A 22585-nucleotide genomic window follows, 5' to 3' on the forward strand; every position below is an offset into this window, starting at 1 on the left:
TCTATACTGTCGAATCGAGCTACTGATTCACTAAAAAAGTTTAACATTATCAGGAGAGCATTATGGCTGTTACTAATGTCGCTGAACTTAACGCACTCGTAGAGCGCGTAAAAAAAGCCCAGCGTGAATATGCCAGTTTCACTCAAGAACAAGTAGACAAAATCTTCCGCGCCGCCGCTCTGGCCGCTGCAGATGCTCGAATCCCTCTCGCTAAGATGGCCGTTGCCGAATCCGGCATGGGCATCGTCGAAGATAAAGTGATCAAAAACCACTTTGCTTCCGAATACATCTATAACGCCTATAAAGATGAAAAGACCTGCGGCGTCCTGTCTGAAGATGACACCTTTGGTACTATTACAATCGCTGAACCGATTGGTATCATCTGCGGTATCGTCCCGACTACTAACCCGACTTCAACCGCTATCTTTAAATCTCTGATTAGCCTGAAGACTCGTAACGCCATCATCTTCTCCCCGCATCCGCGTGCTAAAGATGCAACCAATAAAGCAGCTGATATCGTACTGCAGGCGGCTATCGCTGCCGGCGCGCCGAAAGATCTGATTGGTTGGATTGACCAGCCTTCCGTAGAACTGTCCAATGCGCTGATGCATCACCCGGATATCAACCTAATCCTCGCCACCGGCGGTCCGGGCATGGTTAAAGCAGCGTACAGCTCTGGTAAACCGGCAATCGGCGTAGGCGCGGGTAACACTCCCGTTGTTATCGACGAAACGGCTGATATCAAACGCGCCGTCGCATCCGTACTGATGTCTAAAACCTTCGATAACGGCGTTATTTGTGCTTCCGAGCAGTCCGTAGTCGTTGTAGATTCCGTATACGACGCCGTTCGCGAACGTTTCTCCAGCCACGGCGGCTACCTGCTGCAGGGCCAGGAGCTGAAAGCGGTTCAGAATATCATTCTGAAAAATGGCGCGCTGAACGCCGCTATCGTTGGTCAACCTGCGTATAAAATCGCTGAGCTGGCAGGCTTCACCGTTCCTGTGTCCACCAAGATTCTGATTGGTGAAGTCACCGACGTTGATGAAAGCGAGCCGTTTGCCCACGAAAAACTGTCCCCGACACTGGCGATGTATCGTGCGAAGAACTTCGAAGACGCGGTTGATAAAGCTGAAAAACTGGTTGCTATGGGCGGTATCGGCCACACCTCCTGCCTGTATACCGACCAGGATAACCAGCCAGAACGCGTTGCTTACTTCGGTCAGTTGATGAAAACCGCACGTATCCTGATCAACACCCCTGCTTCTCAGGGTGGTATCGGTGACCTGTATAACTTCAAACTCGCACCTTCCCTGACTCTGGGTTGTGGTTCATGGGGTGGTAACTCCATCTCGGAAAACGTTGGTCCTAAGCACCTGATCAACAAGAAAACCGTTGCTAAGCGAGCTGAAAACATGTTGTGGCACAAACTTCCGAAATCTATCTACTTCCGTCGTGGCTCACTGCCAATCGCGCTGGATGAAGTGATTACTGATGGTCACAAACGCGCGCTGATCGTCACCGACCGTTTCCTGTTTAACAACGGCTACGCAGACCAGATCACTTCCGTACTGAAAGCGGCCGGCGTTGAAACAGAAGTTTTCTTTGAAGTGGAAGCTGACCCGACTCTGACCATCGTCCGTAAAGGCGCTGAGCTGGCGAACTCTTTCAAACCGGACGTGATTATCGCCCTGGGCGGCGGTTCCCCGATGGACGCGGCGAAAATCATGTGGGTCATGTACGAACATCCGGAAACCCACTTCGAAGAGCTGGCGCTGCGCTTTATGGATATCCGTAAGCGTATCTACAAGTTCCCGAAAATGGGCGTTAAAGCCAAAATGGTGGCGATCACCACCACGTCTGGTACCGGCTCTGAAGTCACGCCGTTCGCCGTTGTTACCGATGATGCAACCGGGCAGAAATACCCGCTGGCTGACTATGCCCTGACCCCGGATATGGCGATTGTTGATGCCAACCTGGTCATGGAAATGCCGAAATCCCTGTGTGCTTTCGGTGGTCTGGATGCGGTGACCCATGCGCTGGAAGCTTACGTTTCCGTACTGGCCTCCGAGTTCTCCGACGGTCAGGCTCTGCAGGCGCTGAAGCTGCTGAAAGAAAACCTGCCGGCGTCTTACCATGAAGGTTCTAAGAACCCGGTAGCGCGTGAGCGCGTACACAGTGCTGCAACGATCGCCGGTATTGCGTTTGCTAACGCCTTCCTGGGTGTATGTCACTCCATGGCGCACAAGCTTGGTTCTCAGTTCCACATTCCTCACGGTCTGGCGAACGCCCTGTTGATCAGTAACGTTATCCGCTATAACGCCAACGACAACCCGACCAAACAGACGGCATTCAGCCAGTACGACCGTCCGCAGGCCCGTCGTCGCTATGCGGAAATCGCTGACCACCTGGGTCTGACTGCACCGGGTGACCGCACCGCAGCGAAAATCGAAAAACTGCTTGGCTGGCTGGAAGAAATTAAAGCTGAACTGGGTATTCCTAAGTCTATCCGCGAAGCTGGCGTGCAGGAAGCTGACTTCCTGGCCCACGTTGATAAGCTGTCTGAAGACGCATTCGATGACCAGTGCACCGGCGCCAACCCGCGCTATCCGCTGATTGCCGAGCTGAAACAGATTCTGCTGGATACCTACTACGGTCGCGATTACGTCGAAGGCGGCGTGGAAGAGAAGAAAGAAGCCGCGCCGGGTAAAGCTGAGAAAAAAGCGAAGAAATCCGCTTAATCTCACCGTAGTCAAGAACGTTAATACCAGCCCCATCTTATGATGGGGCTTTTTTTATCTCCCCCGTTCAGCGGCCCACATAAGGTCTCAGACGGCCGAAATGTATGATCAAGGGTTCAGGGTTGAGGAATAAAAAAAGGCGCTATATAAGCGCCTGAGAGGGTCTCACGGGAAGGTATTAGTAGGTGTGCTGCCTGTTCTGCACAAAGCTTAAAGAACCGACGCTCAACGCCTCCTTATAATGCTTGCGGCAGACGGACACATAGCGTTCATTACCGCCAATCACTACCTGTTCCCCTTCATTGTACGGCCGCCCCTCCTGGTCGAGGCGCAAAACCATGCTCGCTTTACGACCGCAGAAACAGATAGTTTTTAATTCAACCAGCTTATCTGACCACGCCAGCAAATATTGACTGCCGGTAAAAAGTTCACCGCGAAAATCAGTACGCAGTCCATAGCACAGCACGGGAATATCCAGCTGGTCTACGACTTCAGACAGCTCATGCACCTGTTCGCGCGTCAAAAACTGGCTCTCATCAACTAATACGCAGTGAATCGGCTGACGTCTATGTTCGTCGGCAATGTCGGTAAATAACGCTGTCTGCGTATTATACAACCGCGCCGGCGAGGAGAGGCCAATCCTTGAACTCACTTTCCCTGAACCAAAGCGATCGTCAATCTCTGCGGTATAAACCAGAGTACGCATCCCTCGCTCCTGGTAATTGTATGAAGACTGCAACAGAGCGGTAGACTTGCCTGCATTCATTGCTGAATAGTAGAAATAAAGTTGTGCCATCGGCCGCGTAACCCCAATCAATGTGTTTTTTCGCAGCAAAATTGTATCATATATTCACTCACTATCAGCCCTCACCGTGTGGGTATTGCCGGGAATGTCCGGTCAACGAATGCCTGATAGATTAAGCATCTTAATTGAAGGGGAATGCCTGCTATTCGTGCGCCAACAGCGCTCCGTTCTCACATCGCTATTGCGCTTTTGTGCTTACCAGGCATTTTTCTGATAGCTATAACCGCGCTGGACAAGTGTTTTATATTAAACATCATCGCCGCTGCTGCGCTAATACTGACAATGATATTTATCCATGCAAAGTATAATTTTTCTCATCGCGCAACAGAAAAAGCATACTATCTCAGGGTTTTAGCTTATGTTTTCCACCGCGCTATAAGCAGGAAAGATGTGAACCCGCACATAAAATTTAAGTTAAATGAATTAATTCCCGAGACAAATAACAAGTTATTTTGACTTCCTTACATTCTCCCCTATTGCACATCTGAATTTATCGCTCTATTATTAGACCAACAAACCACCCCACAATATAAGTTTGAGATTACTACAATGAGCGAAGCACTTAAAATTCTGAACAACATCCGTACTCTTCGTGCACAGGCAAGAGAATGCACCCTTGAAACGCTCGAAGAAATGCTGGAAAAATTAGAAGTTGTCGTTAACGAACGTCGTGAAGAAGAAAGCGCTGCGGCTGCGGAAATTGAAGAACGTACTCGTAAACTGCAGCAATACCGTGAAATGCTGATTGCTGACGGTATTGATCCTAATGAACTGCTGAGCACTATGGCTGCAGTTAAAGCGGGAACTAAAACCAAGCGCGCTGCACGTCCGGCTAAATACAGCTACGTTGACGAAAATGGCGAAACTAAAACCTGGACTGGTCAGGGTCGTACTCCGGCAGTGATCAAGAAAGCGATGGATGAGCAAGGTAAAACGCTGGACGATTTCCTGCTGTAATATCCCCGCGCATCCGTTTAAAAATCCCGCTTCGGCGGGATTTTTTTTATCCGCTAATCGGACCTGTGCCCTGCGGACATAAAAAAACCGGGAAACGAATCTCGCTCCCGGTCCTGCATTGTGTGGCGATCAATTACTTCGCGATGGCTTTTTCCAGCCAGGATTTAAATTCAGCGCCCAGCGACTTATGGCGCACGCCATATTCAACGAAGGCCTGCATATAGCCCAGCTTATTACCGCAGTCGTGGCTTTTGCCTTTCATATGATAGGCTTCAACGGTCTCTTTTTCGATCAGCATATCGATGGCATCGGTCAGCTGAATTTCGTCACCGGCTCCCGGAGGCGTTTTTGCCAGCAGCGGCCAGATATCGGCGCTCAGCACATAGCGACCTACAACTGCCAGGTTAGACGGTGCTACGTCCGCTTTCGGTTTCTCAACAACGCCGACCATCGGTACGCTCTCACCCGGCTGCAGGGACTGGCCCTTGCAATCGACAACGCCGTACGCGGTCACGTCAGCAACCGGCTCAACCATAATCTGGCTGGCTCCGGTCTCGTCAAAACGAGCGATCATTTCCGCCAGGTTATCGCGGGACAGATCGGATTCATATTCGTCAAGAATAACGTCCGGTAGAATAACCGCGACCGGCTCATTGCCGACAACCGGATGCGCACACAGCACAGCATGGCCCAGACCTTTAGCCAGCCCCTGACGCACCTGCATAATAGTCACGTGCGGCGGACAAATAGATTGCACTTCTTCCAGCAGCTGGCGTTTTACACGTTTTTCCAGCATGGCTTCCAGTTCAAAACTGGTATCGAAATGGTTTTCGATGGAGTTTTTAGAAGAGTGCGTCACCAGAACAATTTCTGTAATCCCGGCGGCGATACATTCGTTAACAACATATTGAATTAATGGCTTATCTACCAGCGGCAGCATTTCTTTCGGAATAGCCTTAGTAGCGGGCAACATCCTGGTGCCTAATCCCGCAACCGGGATGACAGCTTTTCTTACTTTTGAATTAAGCGCAGCCATTGAAATCTCCTGGACTGTTCGTTTTTTAAACTTCTCGTTAATAATATGGTATCGAGTATATCAGCCTGTTCAGTTGAACCTGTTCCGAAAAGGATTAGATATCTCCGAATTAGGAATTTTACGCATTAAACCCGGCGATAGTACCACCACAAAAGATCGCGTGGTAATCCCACTTGGGTAAAAATAAGCGCAATTGTTCACTCCGCAGACAACATAAGGCGTAAACGTCCCCCGGCCCCCCAAATTTGGCACTGCCATGATGCGCAGCGTTGACTAATTTGGTTGAGATAGGCATTACCCAGGGTACCTAACGGAACGCCATTGCTAATCTGAATTTGGTGTTCCCCCGTATTCAACGTGCCATTCAAACCCGCGGAAACCAAAATTAAATTTTTCAAGCCGCTATGGTAATACCCTACCAATAATGGAAATTGCCCCGGCAGGTTAGCCTGACGCAGTAATTGATTGACCTGTTTAAGCAGGCTCCCCATCTCCGGTAAACGCTGTCCCTGATGAGCAAGCTGCTCCTGCAGCAGGCCATTGAAAAGGGCGCGCAGTAATAAAGCAGCAAGAACCCCATTATCACCCGCTCGCGTGACGTCCAGACAATAAAACGCCAGATCGTTTTCTGATAGCGGCGCAATGTCGAGCACGAGACCGGGCTTATCGACGGAGACAAGCTGCCGATAGTGAATACGGCAGTTCGACATCTCCTGCTGGACCGGGGGCTGAAGCTCCTGTAGCAGCCTTGACGCCGCGGAGGGATCGCTGACCAGCGCGTCCCAATCCTCAAACAGGCGTTCCTCCTCTTCGACACGAGAATTAAACATGTTGGGGTAGAGGCAGGCGTACACGGTTTCTCGCAGGCGATCGAAATCTTTTACCGGTTTAAGAAGAATGTCCTGCACGCCAAGGCGCAGCGCTTTGGCGATATCCGCCATATTTTCCGTCGCTGAAATCATCAGAATCGGCAGCTGCTCGCCCTGATTGCGCACATGCTCCACCAGCTGCAGGCCGTTCATTCGCGGCATGGAAATATCGCATATCATCAAATCGGGTTTTGACTCGGCCATTTTTTGAAGTGCATCCACGCCATCTTCCGCCTGGACGATGGTCGCGCCCAGCGAAGCTAACCAGGTGTGCATAAGTGAGCGGAAAACGGGTTCGTCTTCAACTATCAGAATCTGTTTTCCCGCCAATGGCTGCGTCATGATCTCTCCCCTGACTGACGATAAGTTAATAGTGGCACGCGATTCACGCTACCGCCTGTCAGAATTTACTTAAGTATGCATCAAATGCGCTACACGGAGGTACGCACTAAAGGTAATAGTTCATCCATTCTCTTTTCCACTGCCAGATGTCCGGCAGCGATAGCTTCGCCGGCACGGTGGAAATCCAGCGTGGAGATTTGCGGGCAAAAGGGCTGAATCAGGATATCCGGCGGGTCGCCCGCCATACGGTTTCGCTTAAGACGATTTTCCAGAACCTGAATGGAAGTCGACATGATCTCCATTGCCGTCGGCGCTACCGTCGCCCGACGTGAGGTCATACGCGCCAGGCGGGAGCGCAGCCGTGAATGCCACGAAAAATCTTCTTCGGCCTCCGGACGCGGCACCTCCATGGATAATAAATCCTGCTGCATCAGATGCGCGTCGTGCTGCAAATCAACGGCAATAACGATATCCGCGCCCATTGCCCGAGCCAGGGATACCGGCACGGGATTAACCACCGCGCCATCCACTAGCCAGTAACCATTATGCATGACCGGCGACATCAGACCAGGCATACTGCACGAGGCACGAATCGCCAGATGCAGATCCCCTTCCGTAAACCACAGTTCGCGACCGGTACTTAAATTGGTGGTAACGGCCGCAAAACGACGCTCGCAGCGTTCAATCTCGGTGACCGGTAGCAGTTTACGATATTGGCTAAATACCCGTTCGCCCCGCAGCAAGCCCCCTCGCTGCCAGGAGAGATCCATTAATTTCAGGACGTCCCAGTTGCTAAAAGAGCATACCCATTTCTCCAGCGCCGGAAGGCGGTTGCAGGCGTAAGCCGCCCCCACCAGCGAGCCAATAGAGCACCCTGCGATGACATCAACGTCAATGCCCGCACGCTGTAATGCATTAATCACACCGATATGCGACCACCCGCGGGCGGCTCCTGCCCCTAGCGCCAGACCGATCTTGAGCTTTCTCATTCTTACCGAAACATATCCTTCCACTCCGGGCATGGCATCATCGCCATACCTCAGTTAACATATTGCGCTTTGGCGGCGTAGCGCCGTCTTTCTTTATCCCATGGAGGCCGTTTTGTCGCCATTATGCCCCTGCGGCAGCGCTCTGGAGTATAGCGCATGTTGTCAGCGTTATCTGACTGGCACGCAGCTTGCGCCAGATCCGTCACAGCTGATGCGTTCCCGCTATAGCGCATTTGTTATGCAGGACGCCGACTATCTGATTAAAACCTGGCACCCCTCCTGTCAGGCGCAACAGTTTCGCGCGGACCTGGAGAACGGGTTTAAGCAAACTCAATGGCTGGGTCTCACCGTCTTTGCTGCCGATGAAGGCAGAAGTCCCGATGAAGGCTACGTCAGCTTTATCGCGCGTTTCACTGACAATAACCGCTCCGGCGCCATTATTGAACGATCCAGATTCTTAAAAGAAAACGGACAGTGGTACTATATTGACGGAATGCGACCGCTGATCGGTCGTAACGACCCCTGCCCTTGCGGTTCAGGTAAAAAATTTAAAAAATGCTGCGGCCAGTAAGCCAGCAGCAGGAATAGCAAACACTACAGGATTTTCCCCGCGATGCATTCACTACAACGTAAAGTACTACGCACCATTTGCCCTGATCAGAAAGGCCTCATCGCGCGTATCACGAATATCTGCTATAAGCACGAGCTGAACATCGTGCAAAACAATGAGTTCGTTGACCACCGGACCGGCCGCTTCTTTATGCGTACCGAGCTCGAGGGTATTTTCAATGACTCCGTTCTGCTGGCTGACCTCGACAGCGCGCTGCCGGAAGGCTCGATTCGTGAGCTCAACCCAGCAGGCCGCCGCCGAGTCGTCATTCTGGTGACTAAAGAGGCGCACTGCCTCGGCGATCTGCTGATGAAAGCCAACTATGGCGGACTGGACGTAGAAATCGCCGCCGTCATCGGCAATCACGAAACCCTGCGCTCGCTGGTTGAACGCTTTGATATTCCCTTCCAGCTGGTGAGCCATGAGGGGCTAACCCGCGAAGAGCACGATAAGCAGATGGGTGATGCTATCGCCGCCCATGAACCGGATTACGTCGTGCTGGCGAAATACATGCGGGTGTTGACCCCCGAGTTTGTCTCCCGCTTCCCGAATAAGATTATCAATATTCACCACTCATTCCTGCCGGCGTTTATCGGCGCGCGTCCGTATCATCAGGCCTATGACCGCGGGGTGAAGATTATTGGCGCAACCGCCCACTACGTGAACGATAATCTGGATGAAGGCCCCATCATCATGCAGGACGTTATTCACGTCGATCACACCTACACCGCAGAAGATATGATGCGCGCTGGCCGCGACGTTGAGAAAAACGTTCTGAGCCGCGCATTGTACCAGGTGCTTGCACAGCGGGTGTTTGTTTACGGCAACCGAACGATTATTCTTTAATCGATAATGAAATTAACTGGTTAGCTTTACGGCTTTACGCGTAAAAATCAGGCAACCAGTTTATTTTTAGCAAACGAATACTTTACAGTGGCGCGTCATTTGATATGATGCGCCCCGCTTCCCGATAAGGAAGCAGGCCAGTATTAAGCATTACCCCGTGGTGGGGTTCCCGAGCGGCCAAAGGGAGCAGACTGTAAATCTGCCGTCATCGACTTCGAAGGTTCGAATCCTTCCCCCACCACCATTTCAAGCTTTACCTCGACAATATGAATTACCCCTGGTGGGGTTCCCGAGCGGCCAAAGGGAGCAGACTGTAAATCTGCCGTCATCGACTTCGAAGGTTCGAATCCTTCCCCCACCACCATCACTTCTCTGTTACACCGCTACCTGCTCAAAGCACATTGCCATATATTCTCCCGATGCAGGGAAGGATGAGAAGCTTCGATTAAGGTTCGAGTCGAGCGTCAGCGAGACAACGTTGCCGCAGGCAACGGCCCGAAGGGTGAGGAGCGAAGCGACGAATAATCCTTCCCCACCACCATCACTTCCCTGCAGTACCTCAGCAAAATCAAATAATCAAACCGTCTTAGTTAGCTCTTTTATTGCTCCAGAACTGATTCTGTATTTCTGCCATATGTGCCCCGGCGGCGCTACAAGGGCATGCTGTCTGTAGCCCGGCCAGGCGTAGCGCCGCCTGGAGCAGACCGCACCAATGAAAAACCCTGCCGCAGCAGGGTTGAGCTTTACACGAAATAGAATCAGCGACGGGCGCGAACAATCTGGTATTTGCGCGTCAGGTACTCGACCGGCGCGCTCCAGATATGCACCAGACGGGAGAACGGGAACAGCACAAACAGCGTCATCCCCAGCACCAGATGCACGCGGAAAATAAACGCCACGCCGTCCAGATGCTGCGAAGCCCCGCCGTGGAAGGTCACCACCGACTGCGCCCAGCCCACCAGCTTCATCATTTCGCTACCGTCCATATGCTGAGCGGAGAACGGAATAGTCAGCAGACCCAGAGCGCACTGCACCATCAGCAGGGAGAGGATCAGAATATCCGCTCCGGTGGTGGTGGCGCGCACGCGGGGGCTCAGCAGACGGCGTTTCAGCAACAGTAGCCCGCCCACCAGCGTCATGACGCCGCAGGCGCCGCCCGCGATCATCGCCATCTTCTGCTTCACGTCAACCGGCAGGAATGACTCGTACATCCAGTGCGGCGTCAGCATGCCGAGAAAATGACCGGCAAAAATTCCCAGAATACCGATATGGAACAGGTTCGAGGCCAGATTCATCCCTTTACGGTCCAGCATCTGGCTGGAGGCCGCACGCCAGGTGTACTGCCCATAGTCGTAACGTAGCCAGCTGCCGACCAGAAATACCGTCCCGGCGATATACGGATAGATGTCAAAGAAGAACATATTCAGGAAGTGCATTAGTGCTGTCCTCCGTTAGAGATATTCAAATATTGCGGGGCAACGGCTCCGGCAAAACGACGCTGGTGAGCGGAGATCTCCGACTCGCCGCAGCCCTGATCGGCAAAGAATTTCACCTGTTCTTCTTCCCAGACGGCGTCCAGCGCCTGCGGCGTATCGTCGCGGGCCTCATCGGCGATTTTTTCCGCCACTTTCTGGCTATCTACCTGGGCGTGTGCCAGCTTGAGCAGCAGCTCAAACAGTACCGCGTAGCGGCTATCGCGCTGCTGCAGGCGAGCGCTCAGTAGACCGAGAATCGGCGCAACGTCCTGCAATCCGCCGCGCGCTTCCGCCTCCGGCAGCTGCGCCAGATACTCAAGATACAGCGGGAGATGATCCGGCAATTCGCGGCTATCCAGCTGCAGACCGTGGCGTTCATACTGCGCCATCAGGTCGACCATTGCCTGGCCGCGATCGCGGGATTCGCCGTGCACGTGCTCAAACAGCAGCAGCGAGGTCGCACGGCCGCGATCGAACAGCTCACTGTAGCGAGACTGCGCGTCCAGCACATCCTGGGCGGTCAGGTCGCGCAGGAAAACGCTCAGCTTATGGGCATCCTCCGGCGCGAGCTTTTCCGAAGAGGCAATAGCGTCGAACAGCTCCTGCTGATGCTGCCATAAGGCAGCGTCAGGGTACTCAAGAAGGCGCGACACAATGACGAGTTCAATCATGGGTGCGGCTCCGTTTTGCTGGTGACGTCGATAGCATCGATACGGCGGCTGTTGAACAGATTAAACTGGCTGTCAGAACCGTGGCAGCCGTCACCGAAGGTGAAGCCGCAACCGTTTTTCTCCGGGAAAGCATCGCGGGCCTGCTCGCGATGGCTGCTCGGCACCACGAAACGGTCTTCGTAGTTGGCGATAGCCAGATAGCGATACATCTCCTGCGCCTGGGCTTCAGTGAGGCCAACCTCTTCCAGCGCCCGGGTATCCAGTACGCCGTCTACGGTTTCCGCGCGTTTGAAGTGGCGCATCGCCAGCATGCGTTTCAGCGCCAGCAGCACCGGCTGGGTATCGCCCGCGGTTAGCAGGTTTGCCAGATACTGAACCGGGATACGCAGGCTTTCGACGTCCGGCAGAATACCGTTGCTGCCCAGTTCACCCGCATCGGCGGCTGACTGAATCGGCGACAGAGGCGGCACGTACCAGACCATAGGCAGGGTGCGATATTCCGGATGCAGCGGCAGCGCCAGCTTCCAGTCCATCGCCATTTTGTACACCGGCGACTGCTGGGCGGCTTCGATAACCCCCTGCGGCACGCCGTCCTTCAGCGCCTGCTCAATCACTTTCGGGTCGTTCGGGTTGAGGAACACGTCCAGCTGACGCTGATACAGGTCTTTCTCATTCTCCGTGCTGGCGGCATTTTCAATCGCGTCCGCGTCATACAGCAGCACGCCGAGGTAGCGAATACGCCCCACGCAGGTTTCCGAACAGACGGTCGGCATCCCGGATTCGATACGCGGGTAGCAGAAAATGCACTTCTCTGATTTGCCGCTCTTCCAGTTGAAATAGATTTTCTTGTACGGGCAACCGGTGATGCACATGCGCCAGCCGCGGCACTTGTCCTGGTCGATCAGCACGATGCCGTCTTCTTCACGTTTATAGATCGCGCCGCTCGGGCAGGTCGCGACGCACGCCGGGTTCAGACAGTGTTCGCACAGGCGCGGGAGATACATCATAAAGGTGTTTTCGAACTGGCCGTACATCGCCTTCTGCATGTTTTCGAAGTTCTGGTCTTTGGCGCGTTTTTCAAATTCGCCGCCCAGAATCTCTTCCCAGTTCGGACCGCTGGTGATTTTATCCATCCGCTGGCCGGTGATCAGCGAGCGCGGGCGAGCGATCGGCTGATGTTTGCTTTCCGGCGCGTTGTGCAGATTCTGGTAGTCGTAATCAAAGGGCTCGTAATAGTCGTCGATGCCCGGCAAATGCGGGTTAGCAAAGATTTTACCCAGCAGCATCGCGCGGTTGCCCATGCGCGGCTGCAGCTTGCCGTTGATCTTACGGATCCAGCCGCCCTTCCACTTTTCCTGATTCTCCCAGTCGTTCGGGAAACCAACGCCCGGCTTACTTTCAACGTTGTTGAACCACGCGTACTCCATACCCTCGCGGCTGGTCCAGACGTTTTTACAGGTGACTGAACAGGTATGACAGCCGATGCACTTATCGAGATTCAGCACCATGCCGACTTGTGAACGAATTTTCATTTTACGCTCTCCTGTACCTGGTCGTTACCTTCGCCATCTAACCAGTTAATATTCTTCATCTTACGTACTACCACGAACTCGTCGCGGTTAGACCCTACCGTGCCGTAGTAGTTAAAGCCGTAGGCCAGCTGCGCATAGCCGCCGATCATATGGGTCGGCTTTGGCGTAATACGAGTCACGGAGTTGTGAATCCCCCCGCGCTGTTCAGTGATCTCGGAACCCGGCAGGTTTACGATACGTTCCTGCGCGTGGTACATCATGGTCATCCCGGCCGGTACGCGCTGGCTTACCACCGCGCGGGCGGTCAGCGCGCCGTTGCTGTTAAACACTTCGATCCAGTCGTTATCTTCGATCCCCAGATCTTTGGCGTCCGCTTCGCTCATCCAGACAATCGGCCCGCCGCGCGACAGCGTCAGCATCAGCAGGTTGTCGCTGTAGGTGGAGTGGATCCCCCACTTCTGGTGCGGCGTCAGGAAGTTCAATGCCTTCTCCGGGTTGCCGTTGGATTTCGCGCCCATCACCGTTTTCACGGAGCGGGTGTCGATTGGCGGACGATAAACCAGCAGGCTTTCGCCAAAATCACGCATCCACTGGTGATCCTGATACAGCTGCTGGCGGCCGGAAAGCGTGCGCCACGGGATCAGTTCGTGAACGTTGGTGTAGCCGGCGTTATAAGAAACGTGCTCATCTTCGAGTCCGGACCAGGTCGGGCTGGAGATAATTTTGCGCGGCTGGGCCTGAATATCGCGGAAGCGGATTTTTTCCTCTTCTTTATTCGTCGCCAGGTGCGTATGGTCGCGACCGGTAAATTCGCTGAGCGCCGCCCAGGCTTTAACCGCCACGTGGCCGTTGGTTTCCGGCGCCAGGGTCAGGATCATTTCCGCCGCGTCAATGGCGGTATTAAGCATCGGCTGACCTTTGGCCGGTCCATCCGCTTTGGTGTAGTTGAGCTTGCGCAGCAGATCCATCTCGCTCTGGGTATTCCAGGCGATGCCTTTACCGCCGTTGCCGATTTTCTCCATCAGCGGGCCGATAGAGGTAAAGCGTTCGTATGTCGCCGGATAATCGCGCTCGACGGTCAGAATATGCGGCGCGGTTTTCCCTGGAATCAGGTCGCATTCGCCTTTTTTCCAGTCCTTAACGTCCAGCGGCTGCGCCAGTTCGGCGGCGGAGTCGTGCTGGATAGGCAGCGTTACCACGTCGGTTTCCTGACCCAAATGACCCACGCACACTTCGGAGAACTTTTTCGCGATATCTTTGTAGATATCCCAGTCGCTTTTCGATTCCCAGGCCGGGTCGACGGCGGCAGACAGCGGATGAATAAACGGATGCATATCCGAGGTATTCATGTCGTCTTTTTCATACCAGGTAGCGGTCGGCAGCACGATGTCGGAGTAGAGGCAGGTACTCGACAGACGGAAGTCGAGGGTCACCACCAGATCCAGCTTGCCGTCGAGACCGTTATCTTTCCACTCCACTTCTTCCGGCTTCACGCCGCCCTGCTTGCCGAGATCTTTGCCCTGAATACCGTTTTCCGTACCCAGCAGGTACTTCAGCATGTACTCGTGGCCTTTACCCGAGGAGCCCAGCAGGTTGGAACGCCAGATAAACAGGTTGCGCGGATGGTTTTTACCGTTTTCCGGCTGCTCTGCGGCAAAGCGAATGGAACCCTCTTTCAGCGATTTGACGGTGTAATCGACCGGCGTCATGCCCGCTTTTTTTGCCGCATGCGCAATACGCAGCGGGTTGGTGCCCAGCTGCGGCGCCGACGGAAGCCAGCCCATACGCTCGGCGCGCACGTTGAAATCAATCAGGTGGCCGCTGTAGCGGGATTTATCCGCTAACGGCGACAGCAGTTCCTGCGCGGTTACGGTTTCATAGCGCCACTGGCTGGAGTGGTTATAGAAGTACGATGTGCTGTTCATATGGCGCGCCGGACGCTGCCAGTCAAGGGCAAACGCCAGCGGCTGCCAGCCGGTCTGCGGACGCAGTTTTTCCTGGCCGACATAGTGCGCCCAGCCGCCGCCGCTCTGACCAACGCAGCCGCAGAAGATCAGCATATTGATAAGACCGCGATAGTTCATATCGAGGTGGAACCAGTGGTTCAGACCGGCGCCGACGATGATCATCGAACGGCCGTGGGTCTTATCGGCGTTATCGGCAAACTCCCGCGCGGTGCGGATAATATGCGCCCGGGAAACGCCGGTGATTTTCTCCGCCCATGCCGGGGTATACGCTTTGAGGTCATCGTAGCTGCTGGCGCAGTTTTCATCGCCGAGTCCGCGATCCAGGCCGTAGTTCGCCATGGTCAGGTCGTAGACGGTGGTGACCAGCACGGTAGAACCGTCGGCCTTCTGCAGGCGTTTTACCGGCAGTTTGTGCAGCAGCACGTTTTCCAGCTCGACTTTATTAAAGTGCTCGGTACCTTCGCCGCCAAAATAGGGGAAGCCGACGTTAGCGATATCGTCGTGGCCGCCCAGCAGGCTCAGGCGCAGCTCGACATCTTCGCCGGTTTTACCATCGCGCTGTTCAAGATTCCATTTACCTTTGTCGCCCCAGCGGAAACCGATAGACCCGTTCGGTACGGTGATTTCGCCCTTCTCATCAAAGGCGACGGTTTTCCATTCCGGATTCGTTTCCTGACCTAATGCATCCACCAGGTCAGCCGCGCGCAGCATGCGGCCCGCCGCGTAATAGCCGTCGCGCTCTTCAAGCATCACCAGCATCGGCATGTCGGTGTAGCGGCGCACGTAATCGGTAAAGTACTGGCTTGGTTTGTCGAGGTGGAACTCGCGCAGCATGACGTGGCCCATCGCCAGCGCCATCGCCGCATCGGTACCCTGCTTCGGCGCCAGCCAAAGATCGCAAAGCTTGGCGATTTCGGCGTAGTCAGGGGTGATAGCAACGGTTTTAGTGCCCTTATAGCGAACTTCGGTGAAGAAGTGGGCATCCGGGGTACGGGTCTGCGGTACGTTGGATCCCCAGGCAATGATATAGCTGGAGTTGTACCAGTCGGCAGATTCCGGTACGTCGGTCTGCTCGCCCCAGGTCTGCGGTGATGCAGGCGGCAGGTCGCAGTACCAGTCGTAGAAGCTCAGGCAGGTCCCGCCGATCAGCGACAGATAGCGCGCGCCGGAGGCATAGGAGACCATCGACATCGCCGGGATGGGCGAGAAGCCGGCTACGCGGTCCGGGCCGTAGGTTTTGACGGTATAGACGTTAGAGGCGGCAATCAGCTCGTTCACCTCTTGCCAGGATGAACGCACGAAACCGCCGCGGCCGCGCGCCTGCTTAAAGCTTTTCGCTTTGTCGGCATCTTCAATAATCGAGGCCCATGCGTCAACCGGATCGCTGTGCTGTACTTTCGCTTCACGCCACATTTTCATCAGGCGTTTGCGCATCAGCGGGTACTTCAGGCGATTAGCGCTGTAAAGATACCAGGAGTAGCTGGCGCCGCGCGGGCAGCCGCGAGGCTCGTGGTTTGGCATATCCGGACGGGTGCGCGGATAGTCGGTCTGCTGGGTTTCCCAGGTGACAAGACCATTTTTGACATAAATCTTCCAGCTGCATGAGCCGGTGCAGTTGACACCGTGGGTGGAGCGCACAATTTTGTCATGCTGCCAACGTTGACGGTATCCATCCTCCCAGTCCCGGTTGGTTTTTAGAAGCTGGCCGTGCCCATCGGCAAAGGTTTCACCCTTCTGTTTGAAGTAGCGAAACCGGTCCAGGAATTTACTCATCGGGTTTCTCCTGTGTGGAGCCTGACGGCTCTCTGATAAATCGACATTGCTGGATTTGCAGCGAAGGTAACGCTATGAAAGAGGGAGAGAATTGATAACGATCAAGACGATAGGGCTTATAAAAGCCGCTCCGGAAGCCTGATACCACCAAAGTAGTATTTATTTCTATTTTATATCTATATGATTTACATATAAATTCATCTAAAAAACCTGCAAAGGCCAGGGTTTTGCCATTCGCCATGGTATTAAGGGGTAGATGCTTATGCCGCTATTTTATTTGTGACTCCGGACTGCTTTTAAAATAACCCTCAACGATTAGCATGTTGTAACTAAATAATAAATAAAAAAAGGGCGCAACGATATTTGCGCCCTTTGCAGAAACTCACCAGAAAATATTATTTCTGCTTGCGTCCGTAGATTGCCCAGGTAATCACCACGCAGGCGATATAGAACACCAGGAATACCTTCATTGCTCCGGCCGGCGAGCCGGTCAAATCCAGCGAGATACCAAACGCTTTTGGAATAAAGAAGCCGCCAATGGCGCCAATCGCTGAAATAAAGCCCAGCGCCGCCGCCGTATCGGTCGCCGCTTCACGCATGGCCTGCGCTTCGCTGCCGCCCTGCGCCTTGACGCGATCCATCGTCATTTTACGGAAGATAACCGAGATCATCTGGAAAGTAGACGCGCTCCCCAGACCAGCGGTCAGGAACAGCACCATAAATACCGCGAAGAAGGCAATAAAGTTACCGCCCTCGCCGTGGGTCGGCAGCGTCAGGAACAACAGGCCGCAGAAGATAGCCATGACCACAAAGTTCACCAGCGTCACGCGAGTCCCGCCGAGTCGGTCGGAGATCGCCCCGCCGGTCGAGCGCGCCAGTGCGCCGATAAACGGCCCGAAGAACGCATAGTGCAGAATCTGCACATCCGGGAACTGGGTCTTGGACAGCATGGCGAAGCCCGCCGAGAAGCCGATAAACGAGCCGAAGGTGGCAAGATAGAGCAGCGCCATAATCCACAGATGCGCGCGCTTCAGTACCGGCAGCTGCTCGCTCAGCGACGCCTTCGATGCCGACAGGTCGTTCATGAAGAACCACGCCGCCAGGGTGAAGATAATCAGGAACGGCACCCAGATCCACGCGGCGTTTTCCAGATATAGCATGGAACCATCCGGCTGTTCGCTGCCGGTACCGCCAAAGACGGCGAAAATAGACAGGGATACCACCAGAGGAGCAACCAGCTGCATCACGCTGACGCCCATATTACCGAGGCCGCCGTTGATACCCAGCGCGCCGCCCTGCTTCTGTTTCGGGAAGAAGAAGCTGATGTTAGCCATACTGGAAGCAAAGTTCGCCCCCGCAAAGCCGCACAGCAGAGAGATGATCACGAAAACGCTGAAAGGCGTAGAGGTATCCTGCACCGCGAAGCCTAACCATACGCAGGGTACGATCATGATCCCGGTACTGAACGCAGTCCAGCGACGACCGCCGAACAACGGCACCATAAACGCGTAAGGCACGCGCAGCAGCGCGCCGGACAGCGCCGGGAGCGCGGTCAGCATAAACAACTGGTCGGTAGTAAACTGAAAGCCGACTTTATTGAGGTTGACGGCAACGGCGCTGAACAACATCCAGACGCAGAATGCCAGTAAAAGACACGGAACGGAGATCCACAGATTGCGGCTGGCGATGCGATGACCGCGCTGCTGCCAGAATTCAGGATCTTCAGGACGCCAGTCGCTAATGACTGAGCTGTTAGTCTTCTCCGGGATTGAAGAGTGACTCATAGACACCTCTGATGATTCATATTAACCCTGGCTACCTTATGGGTTACAGGCGGCGGTAAGTTGATATAAATCAAAGGAAAAGTTGGCGCTAATTTGGCTAAAAAAAATTCATCACCCGAAGTGAGTAGCTATTTCTGCGCAAAAAAGTGTGGTTTTTCACGCCAGTGCCGGGATTACCTCAACGCCTGCCACCAGCCCATCGTAGGCTGACAATTAAGGGGTAATCCTTTGGGGGTATGGGTATACTCCAGGGGATGTCCGAGAATAAGCGCCACTCCCGGATAATTTGCCGGTCAGGAGCCCCATATCCCATGTTGAAACGACTTTTTACGCCGCTGACGCTGGTTAATCAACTCGCGCTGATCGTTCTGTTGGCCACGATCATCGGCGTCGCCGGAATGGCGATCTCTTCCCGCCTGGTGCATGGCGTTCAGGGCAGCGCGCATGCCATCAATAAAGCCGGTTCGCTGCGCATGCAGAGCTATCGCCTGCTGGCGGCGATACCGCTGACCGACAGCGATCAAAAGCTGCTGGATGAAATGACGGCAACCGTCTTTAGCCCGGAACTGCAGTACGCCGCTCGCCATGACGATCAGCAGCGGCAGCTCCAGGCGCTGCAGCACTACTGGCAGCTGGAGCTGGCGCCGGGAATGCGCAAAGCGCAAAATCAGGCCTCGGTCGCGACGGATGTCGCCGGCTTTGTCGACCGCATTGACCAGTTGGTTACCGCTTTCGATCACACCACCGAGGAGCGGATTAAACACGTTGTCTGGATCCAGCGCATCATGGCCGTTGGGATGGCGCTGCTGCTGGTATTTACCATCGTCTGGCTGCGCGCCCGCCTGTTACGTCCGTGGAAACAGCTGCTCGGTATGGCCCGAGCGGTGAGCCGACGTGATTTCACCCAGCGGGCGCAGATTAACGGGCGCAACGAGATGGCGACGCTCGGCATGGCGCTGAACAACATGTCCAAAGAGCTGGCGGAGAGCTATTCGGTGCTTGAACGCCGGGTGCAGGAAAAAACCGCCGGCCTGGAGCAAAAAAACGAGATCCTCGCCTTTCTGTGGCAGGCCAACCGCCGCCTGCACTCTAACGCGCCGCTCTGTGAACGCATTTCGCCCGTTCTTAACGGTTTACAGGGGCTGACCCTGCTGCGCGATATTGAAGTTCGCGTCTACGACCTTGAAGACGAAGACAACCATCAGGAGTTTTCCTGCCACTCCGATATTCAGTGCGACGACAGGGGCTGTTATCTCTGTCCCCGCGACCTGCCGCCGCTGCCTGATACCGGCACCACTTTAAAATGGCGGCTGTCGGATGCCCATAATCAGTACGGTATTTTACTGGCCACCCTGCCCGCCGGGCGTCATCTGAGCCACGATCAGCAGCAGCTGGTTGACACGCTGGTGGAACAACTTACCGGCACCCTCGCTCTCGATCGTCATCAGGAGCGCCAGCAGCAGCTAATCGTCATGGAGGAGCGCGCCACTATCGCCCGCGAGCTCCACGACTCCATCGCCCAGTCGCTCTCCTGTATGAAAATGCAGGTTAGCTGCCTGCAAATGCAGGGCGATGACCTGCCGGAAGCGAGCCGCCAGCTGCTGGGGCAAATCCGTAATGAACTGAATACCTCCTGGGCTCAGCTGCGCGAACTGCTGACGACCTTCCGGCTACAGCTCACCGAGCCGGGACTACGTCCGGCGCTGGAGGCCAGCTGCCAGGAATACAGCGCCCACTTCGGTTTTACGGTACGCCTGGACTATCAGCTGCCGCCGCGTTTTGTGCCGTCGCATCAGGCCATCCATCTGCTGCAAATCGCCCGGGAAGCGCTCAGCAACGCGCTGAAGCACGCCAATGCCACCGATGTCAGCGTTACCGTGGCGTTGCGGGACAATCAGGTCCGTCTGACGGTGGCCGATAACGGTCGCGGCGTACCGGACCATGCGGAGCGCAGCAACCACTACGGCCTGATTATTATGCGCGATCGCGCTCAGAGCCTGCGCGGGGACTGCCAGGTTCGGCGCCGGGAAACCGGCGGTACCGAAGTGGTGGTCACTTTTATCCCTGAAAAATCGTTTTCAATCCAATAAGGAGAACTCCATGAGTCAACAGGAACGGGCAACCATCCTTCTCATCGACGATCACCCGATGCTGCGCACCGGCGTCAAACAGCTGATCAGCATGGCCCCGGATATCCAGGTTATCGGCGAAGCCAGCAACGGCGAGCAAGGTATTGCGATGGCGGAATCATTGGATCCTGATTTGATTCTGCTGGATCTCAATATGCCGGGCATGAACGGTCTGGAAACGCTCGACAAGCTGCGCGAGAAGTCGCTGTCCGGCCGCGTGGTGGTGTTTAGCGTCTCCAATCATGAAGAAGACGTGGTGACCGCGCTGAAACGCGGCGCCGACGGCTACCTGCTGAAGGATATGGAGCCGGAAGATTTGCTGAAAGCGCTACAGCAGGCGGCGGCAGGCGAAATGGTGCTCAGCGAAGCGTTAACCCCGGTGCTGGCTGCCAGCCTGCGCGCTAATCGCGCTACCTCAGACCGCGACATCAGCCAGCTAACCCCGCGCGAGCGCGATATTCTCAAGCTGATTGCCCAGGGCCTGCCAAACAAAATGATCGCCCGCCGTCTGGATATCACCGAAAGTACCGTTAAAGTGCACGTCAAACATATGTTGAAGAAAATGAAGCTGAAATCGCGCGTGGAAGCTGCGGTTTGGGTCCATCAGGAGCGCGTATTCTAGGGCAGATGCTGCCACGAAACGCCATCGGCCGGTACGCGTACCAACGGCTCAGTCAGCGCCAGTGCGATCTCATTGGATGAGACGCGCTGACCCGTTTTATCCTCCACCACCAGCGAAAGATGCCAGCGGTTGCTTGCCCCGGCTTCGCTGTTCCAGCGCGGCATAATCACGGTCCAGCCGTCCGTACTGTTGGCCTCTATCGGCGAGGTCAGGCTCAGCGCCTGGGTATCGCCCTGCCAGCTTAGCGACTTAATTCCGTGCAGGCTACGAATCTGTAGTTTCAGCTGCACCGTCTCCCCGGGCTGAAGATCCCAGGGCGGCGTCGCCAGATAAACCGACAGCGTTTTGCGCTGGCGATATTCAACCACCGGCAGATTATCGCGTTCCGGGCTATCGTAGCGGCTGCCGCGAAGCGATCGGCTAACGGCGACTTCATCGGCCGCCAGCTGCTGTTTCAGAGGAACGCCAAAACGATAGTTCAGCTTTAACCCAATATCGTTTTGGCTGACGCCGCTCTCGCCCTGCTTATGTTTGGCGGTCACCGTGACCAGCGGAACGGGGGTGTAATTCAGCCCCACCGACACCGCGACCGGATTGTGATAGCCGGTGCCCGAATGGAACAGGTCAACGCTATCGCCGAAGTACTGCTCCACGCTCACGCTGGTATTAATGTGCTGATAAAACGGCAGCCGCGCCTGAGCGGTCACATCGTAGCCGCTCGCCATACGCTGCTGCTGAGTCAGGCTACTCCCCTGCTGCCAGCCGCCGAGCGGCTGGTAGTAGTTAGCCGACAGGCGCAGCGATTCACCCCAGGCTTCGGCCCCGACGCTGCCGCGCGCCATGCGCTCATCGAGCACTTTATCGTAGAAGGAGTTGTAGCCCAGCAGCCAGGAGCCCATCCGCCAGCGCTGGCCGAGGCCGACGTTGCCGACCAGACCGTTATCCCGCTGGGTGACCGAGTACTGGTTCCAGGTGAGATAGTCGCCGTTATCCTGAAGAGGAACAAACCAGCTCCCCTTGCTGCCGGTAAAATTGCCCTCTCTATCGACCAGCAAATCGACGTTGGCGTTGCCCCACGGCGAAAGCCAGCTTTCCAGCTGGTGGCTGACTTCGTTGCCCAGCCGGCTCATAGCAAATACACGCGCCTGTTCGCCGGTTGTCAGCCCATTATCGCTCATGCTGGCTTCGCCAAATTTTTTCGCCATCTCGGCAAAATGTTTTGCGTCGTCATCGACCTGCGGCGCCAGGCCAAGGTCGGGTAAGCTTTCAGGGCCTCTGGAAAAGGCCTGAGTATCCTGCAGCGCGCGGGCGGGAGCGCCTGTCAGCAGCAGGAGAAGCGGTAAATAAGGGGTTATACGGAACGACAAGGAGCTCAAATCGGTTACGTCTACTCATAAAGTGATGGCGGCAAAAGTTAAGTTTATCGTTTTTTACCCGCCC

General features: G+C 55.0%; 17 protein-coding genes, 2 tRNA genes and 1 other RNA gene. 10 read left to right on the forward strand and 10 right to left on the reverse strand.

What is annotated here, in order from left to right; genetic code table 11:
• The first annotated feature begins 62 nt into the window (after positions 1-62).
• Positions 63-2738, forward strand: coding sequence for a bifunctional acetaldehyde-CoA/alcohol dehydrogenase (adhE, locus tag ACSIPU_RS04085; RefSeq protein WP_196557507.1), 2676 nt, complete (start codon positions 63-65; stop codon positions 2736-2738).
• Between the two features lie 178 nt (positions 2739-2916).
• Here adhE and tdk read toward each other — a convergent pair whose 3' ends face one another.
• Positions 2917-3534, reverse strand: coding sequence for a thymidine kinase (gene tdk, locus ACSIPU_RS04090; RefSeq protein ID WP_032744760.1), 618 nt, complete (start codon positions 3532-3534; stop codon positions 2917-2919).
• 144 nt (positions 3535-3678) lie between these two features.
• Here tdk and ACSIPU_RS04095 point away from each other — a divergent pair, with 144 nt between their 5' ends.
• Positions 3679-3999, forward strand: coding sequence for a hypothetical protein (locus ACSIPU_RS04095; protein ID WP_016808827.1), 321 nt, complete (start codon positions 3679-3681; stop codon positions 3997-3999).
• 93 nt (positions 4000-4092) lie between these two features.
• Positions 4093-4500 (forward strand): histone-like nucleoid-structuring protein H-NS, encoded by a 408-nt coding sequence (gene hns, locus ACSIPU_RS04100; RefSeq protein WP_004103116.1) that lies wholly within the window; start codon positions 4093-4095, stop codon positions 4498-4500.
• 133 nt (positions 4501-4633) lie between these two features.
• Here the strand turns inward: hns and galU are convergent, their stop codons facing one another.
• The 3 genes from galU to rssA form a co-directional block, all read right to left on the reverse strand.
• Positions 4634-5536, reverse strand: coding sequence for a UTP--glucose-1-phosphate uridylyltransferase GalU (gene galU, locus ACSIPU_RS04105; protein ID WP_004103117.1), 903 nt, complete (start codon positions 5534-5536; stop codon positions 4634-4636).
• Between the two features lie 197 nt (positions 5537-5733).
• Complete coding sequence (gene rssB, locus ACSIPU_RS04110; protein WP_004103118.1) at positions 5734-6747, reverse strand: two-component system response regulator RssB; 1014 nt, start codon at positions 6745-6747, stop codon at positions 5734-5736.
• A gap of 89 nt (positions 6748-6836) precedes the next feature.
• The gene (gene rssA, locus ACSIPU_RS04115) at positions 6837-7736 is read right to left on the reverse strand and encodes a patatin-like phospholipase RssA (protein ID WP_004103119.1); all 900 of its coding nucleotides are present in this window, start codon (positions 7734-7736) and stop codon (positions 6837-6839) included.
• Positions 7737-7848: 112 nt separating this feature from the next.
• On the opposite strand from rssA, the gene ACSIPU_RS04120 reads away from it, so the two are divergent.
• The 5 genes from ACSIPU_RS04120 (at position 7849) to ACSIPU_RS04140 (ending at position 9733) form a co-directional block, all read left to right on the forward strand.
• Complete coding sequence (locus ACSIPU_RS04120; RefSeq protein ID WP_047719759.1) at positions 7849-8307, forward strand: YchJ family protein; 459 nt, start codon at positions 7849-7851, stop codon at positions 8305-8307.
• A gap of 42 nt (positions 8308-8349) precedes the next feature.
• Entirely contained in the window at positions 8350-9192 is an 843-nt protein-coding gene (gene purU, locus ACSIPU_RS04125; protein WP_004103121.1) for a formyltetrahydrofolate deformylase, read from the forward strand.
• A 159-nt stretch (positions 9193-9351) separates the two neighbouring features.
• Positions 9352-9436: transfer RNA gene (locus ACSIPU_RS04130), tRNA-Tyr, on the forward strand.
• A 35-nt stretch (positions 9437-9471) separates the two neighbouring features.
• A tRNA-Tyr gene (locus ACSIPU_RS04135) sits at positions 9472-9556 on the forward strand.
• A 46-nt stretch (positions 9557-9602) separates the two neighbouring features.
• A non-coding RNA gene (locus tag ACSIPU_RS04140) (RtT sRNA) lies at positions 9603-9733 on the forward strand.
• A gap of 217 nt (positions 9734-9950) precedes the next feature.
• Here ACSIPU_RS04140 and narI read toward each other — a convergent pair.
• The 5 genes from narI to ACSIPU_RS04165 all read right to left on the reverse strand — a co-directional run bounded on the left by narI (position 9951) and on the right by ACSIPU_RS04165 (position 18394).
• Positions 9951-10628 carry a respiratory nitrate reductase subunit gamma gene (gene narI / locus ACSIPU_RS04145; protein ID WP_004103123.1) on the reverse strand — a complete coding sequence of 226 codons (678 nt, stop codon included), beginning with the start codon at positions 10626-10628 and terminating at the stop codon, positions 9951-9953.
• Positions 10628-11338, reverse strand: a complete 711-nt coding sequence (gene narJ, locus ACSIPU_RS04150; protein WP_004113646.1) for a nitrate reductase molybdenum cofactor assembly chaperone — start codon at positions 11336-11338, stop codon at positions 10628-10630. The genes narI and narJ overlap by 1 nt, the downstream gene beginning before the upstream one ends.
• Positions 11335-12870: a nitrate reductase subunit beta gene (gene narH / locus ACSIPU_RS04155; protein ID WP_004103125.1), complete on the reverse strand. Its 1536-nt coding sequence runs from the start codon at positions 12868-12870 to the stop codon at positions 11335-11337. Before narH ends, narJ begins: the two co-directional genes overlap by 4 nt.
• Entirely contained in the window at positions 12867-16610 is a 3744-nt protein-coding gene (locus ACSIPU_RS04160; RefSeq protein ID WP_023321185.1) for a nitrate reductase subunit alpha, read from the reverse strand. Before ACSIPU_RS04160 ends, narH begins: the two co-directional genes overlap by 4 nt.
• A 395-nt stretch (positions 16611-17005) precedes the next feature.
• Positions 17006-18394, reverse strand: coding sequence for a NarK family nitrate/nitrite MFS transporter (locus tag ACSIPU_RS04165; protein ID WP_017145678.1), 1389 nt, complete (start codon positions 18392-18394; stop codon positions 17006-17008).
• A gap of 311 nt (positions 18395-18705) precedes the next feature.
• On the opposite strand from ACSIPU_RS04165, the gene narX reads away from it, so the two are divergent.
• Together narX and narL are read left to right on the forward strand one after the other, a co-directional pair.
• Entirely contained in the window at positions 18706-20484 is a 1779-nt protein-coding gene (gene narX / locus ACSIPU_RS04170) for a nitrate/nitrite two-component system sensor histidine kinase NarX (protein ID WP_004103128.1), read from the forward strand.
• A gap of 10 nt (positions 20485-20494) precedes the next feature.
• Complete coding sequence (gene narL, locus ACSIPU_RS04175) at positions 20495-21145, forward strand: two-component system response regulator NarL (protein WP_004103129.1); 651 nt, start codon at positions 20495-20497, stop codon at positions 21143-21145.
• Here narL and ACSIPU_RS04180 read toward each other — a convergent pair.
• Positions 21142-22521, reverse strand: a complete 1380-nt coding sequence (locus ACSIPU_RS04180; protein WP_163524890.1) for a YchO/YchP family invasin — start codon at positions 22519-22521, stop codon at positions 21142-21144. The genes narL and ACSIPU_RS04180 overlap by 4 nt on opposite strands.
• Between the last annotated feature and the right edge of the window lie 64 nt (positions 22522-22585).

The sequence above is a fragment of the Klebsiella sp. HN106 genome (assembly GCF_051209435.1).
GTDB lineage: Bacteria > Pseudomonadota > Gammaproteobacteria > Enterobacterales > Enterobacteriaceae > Klebsiella > Klebsiella oxytoca.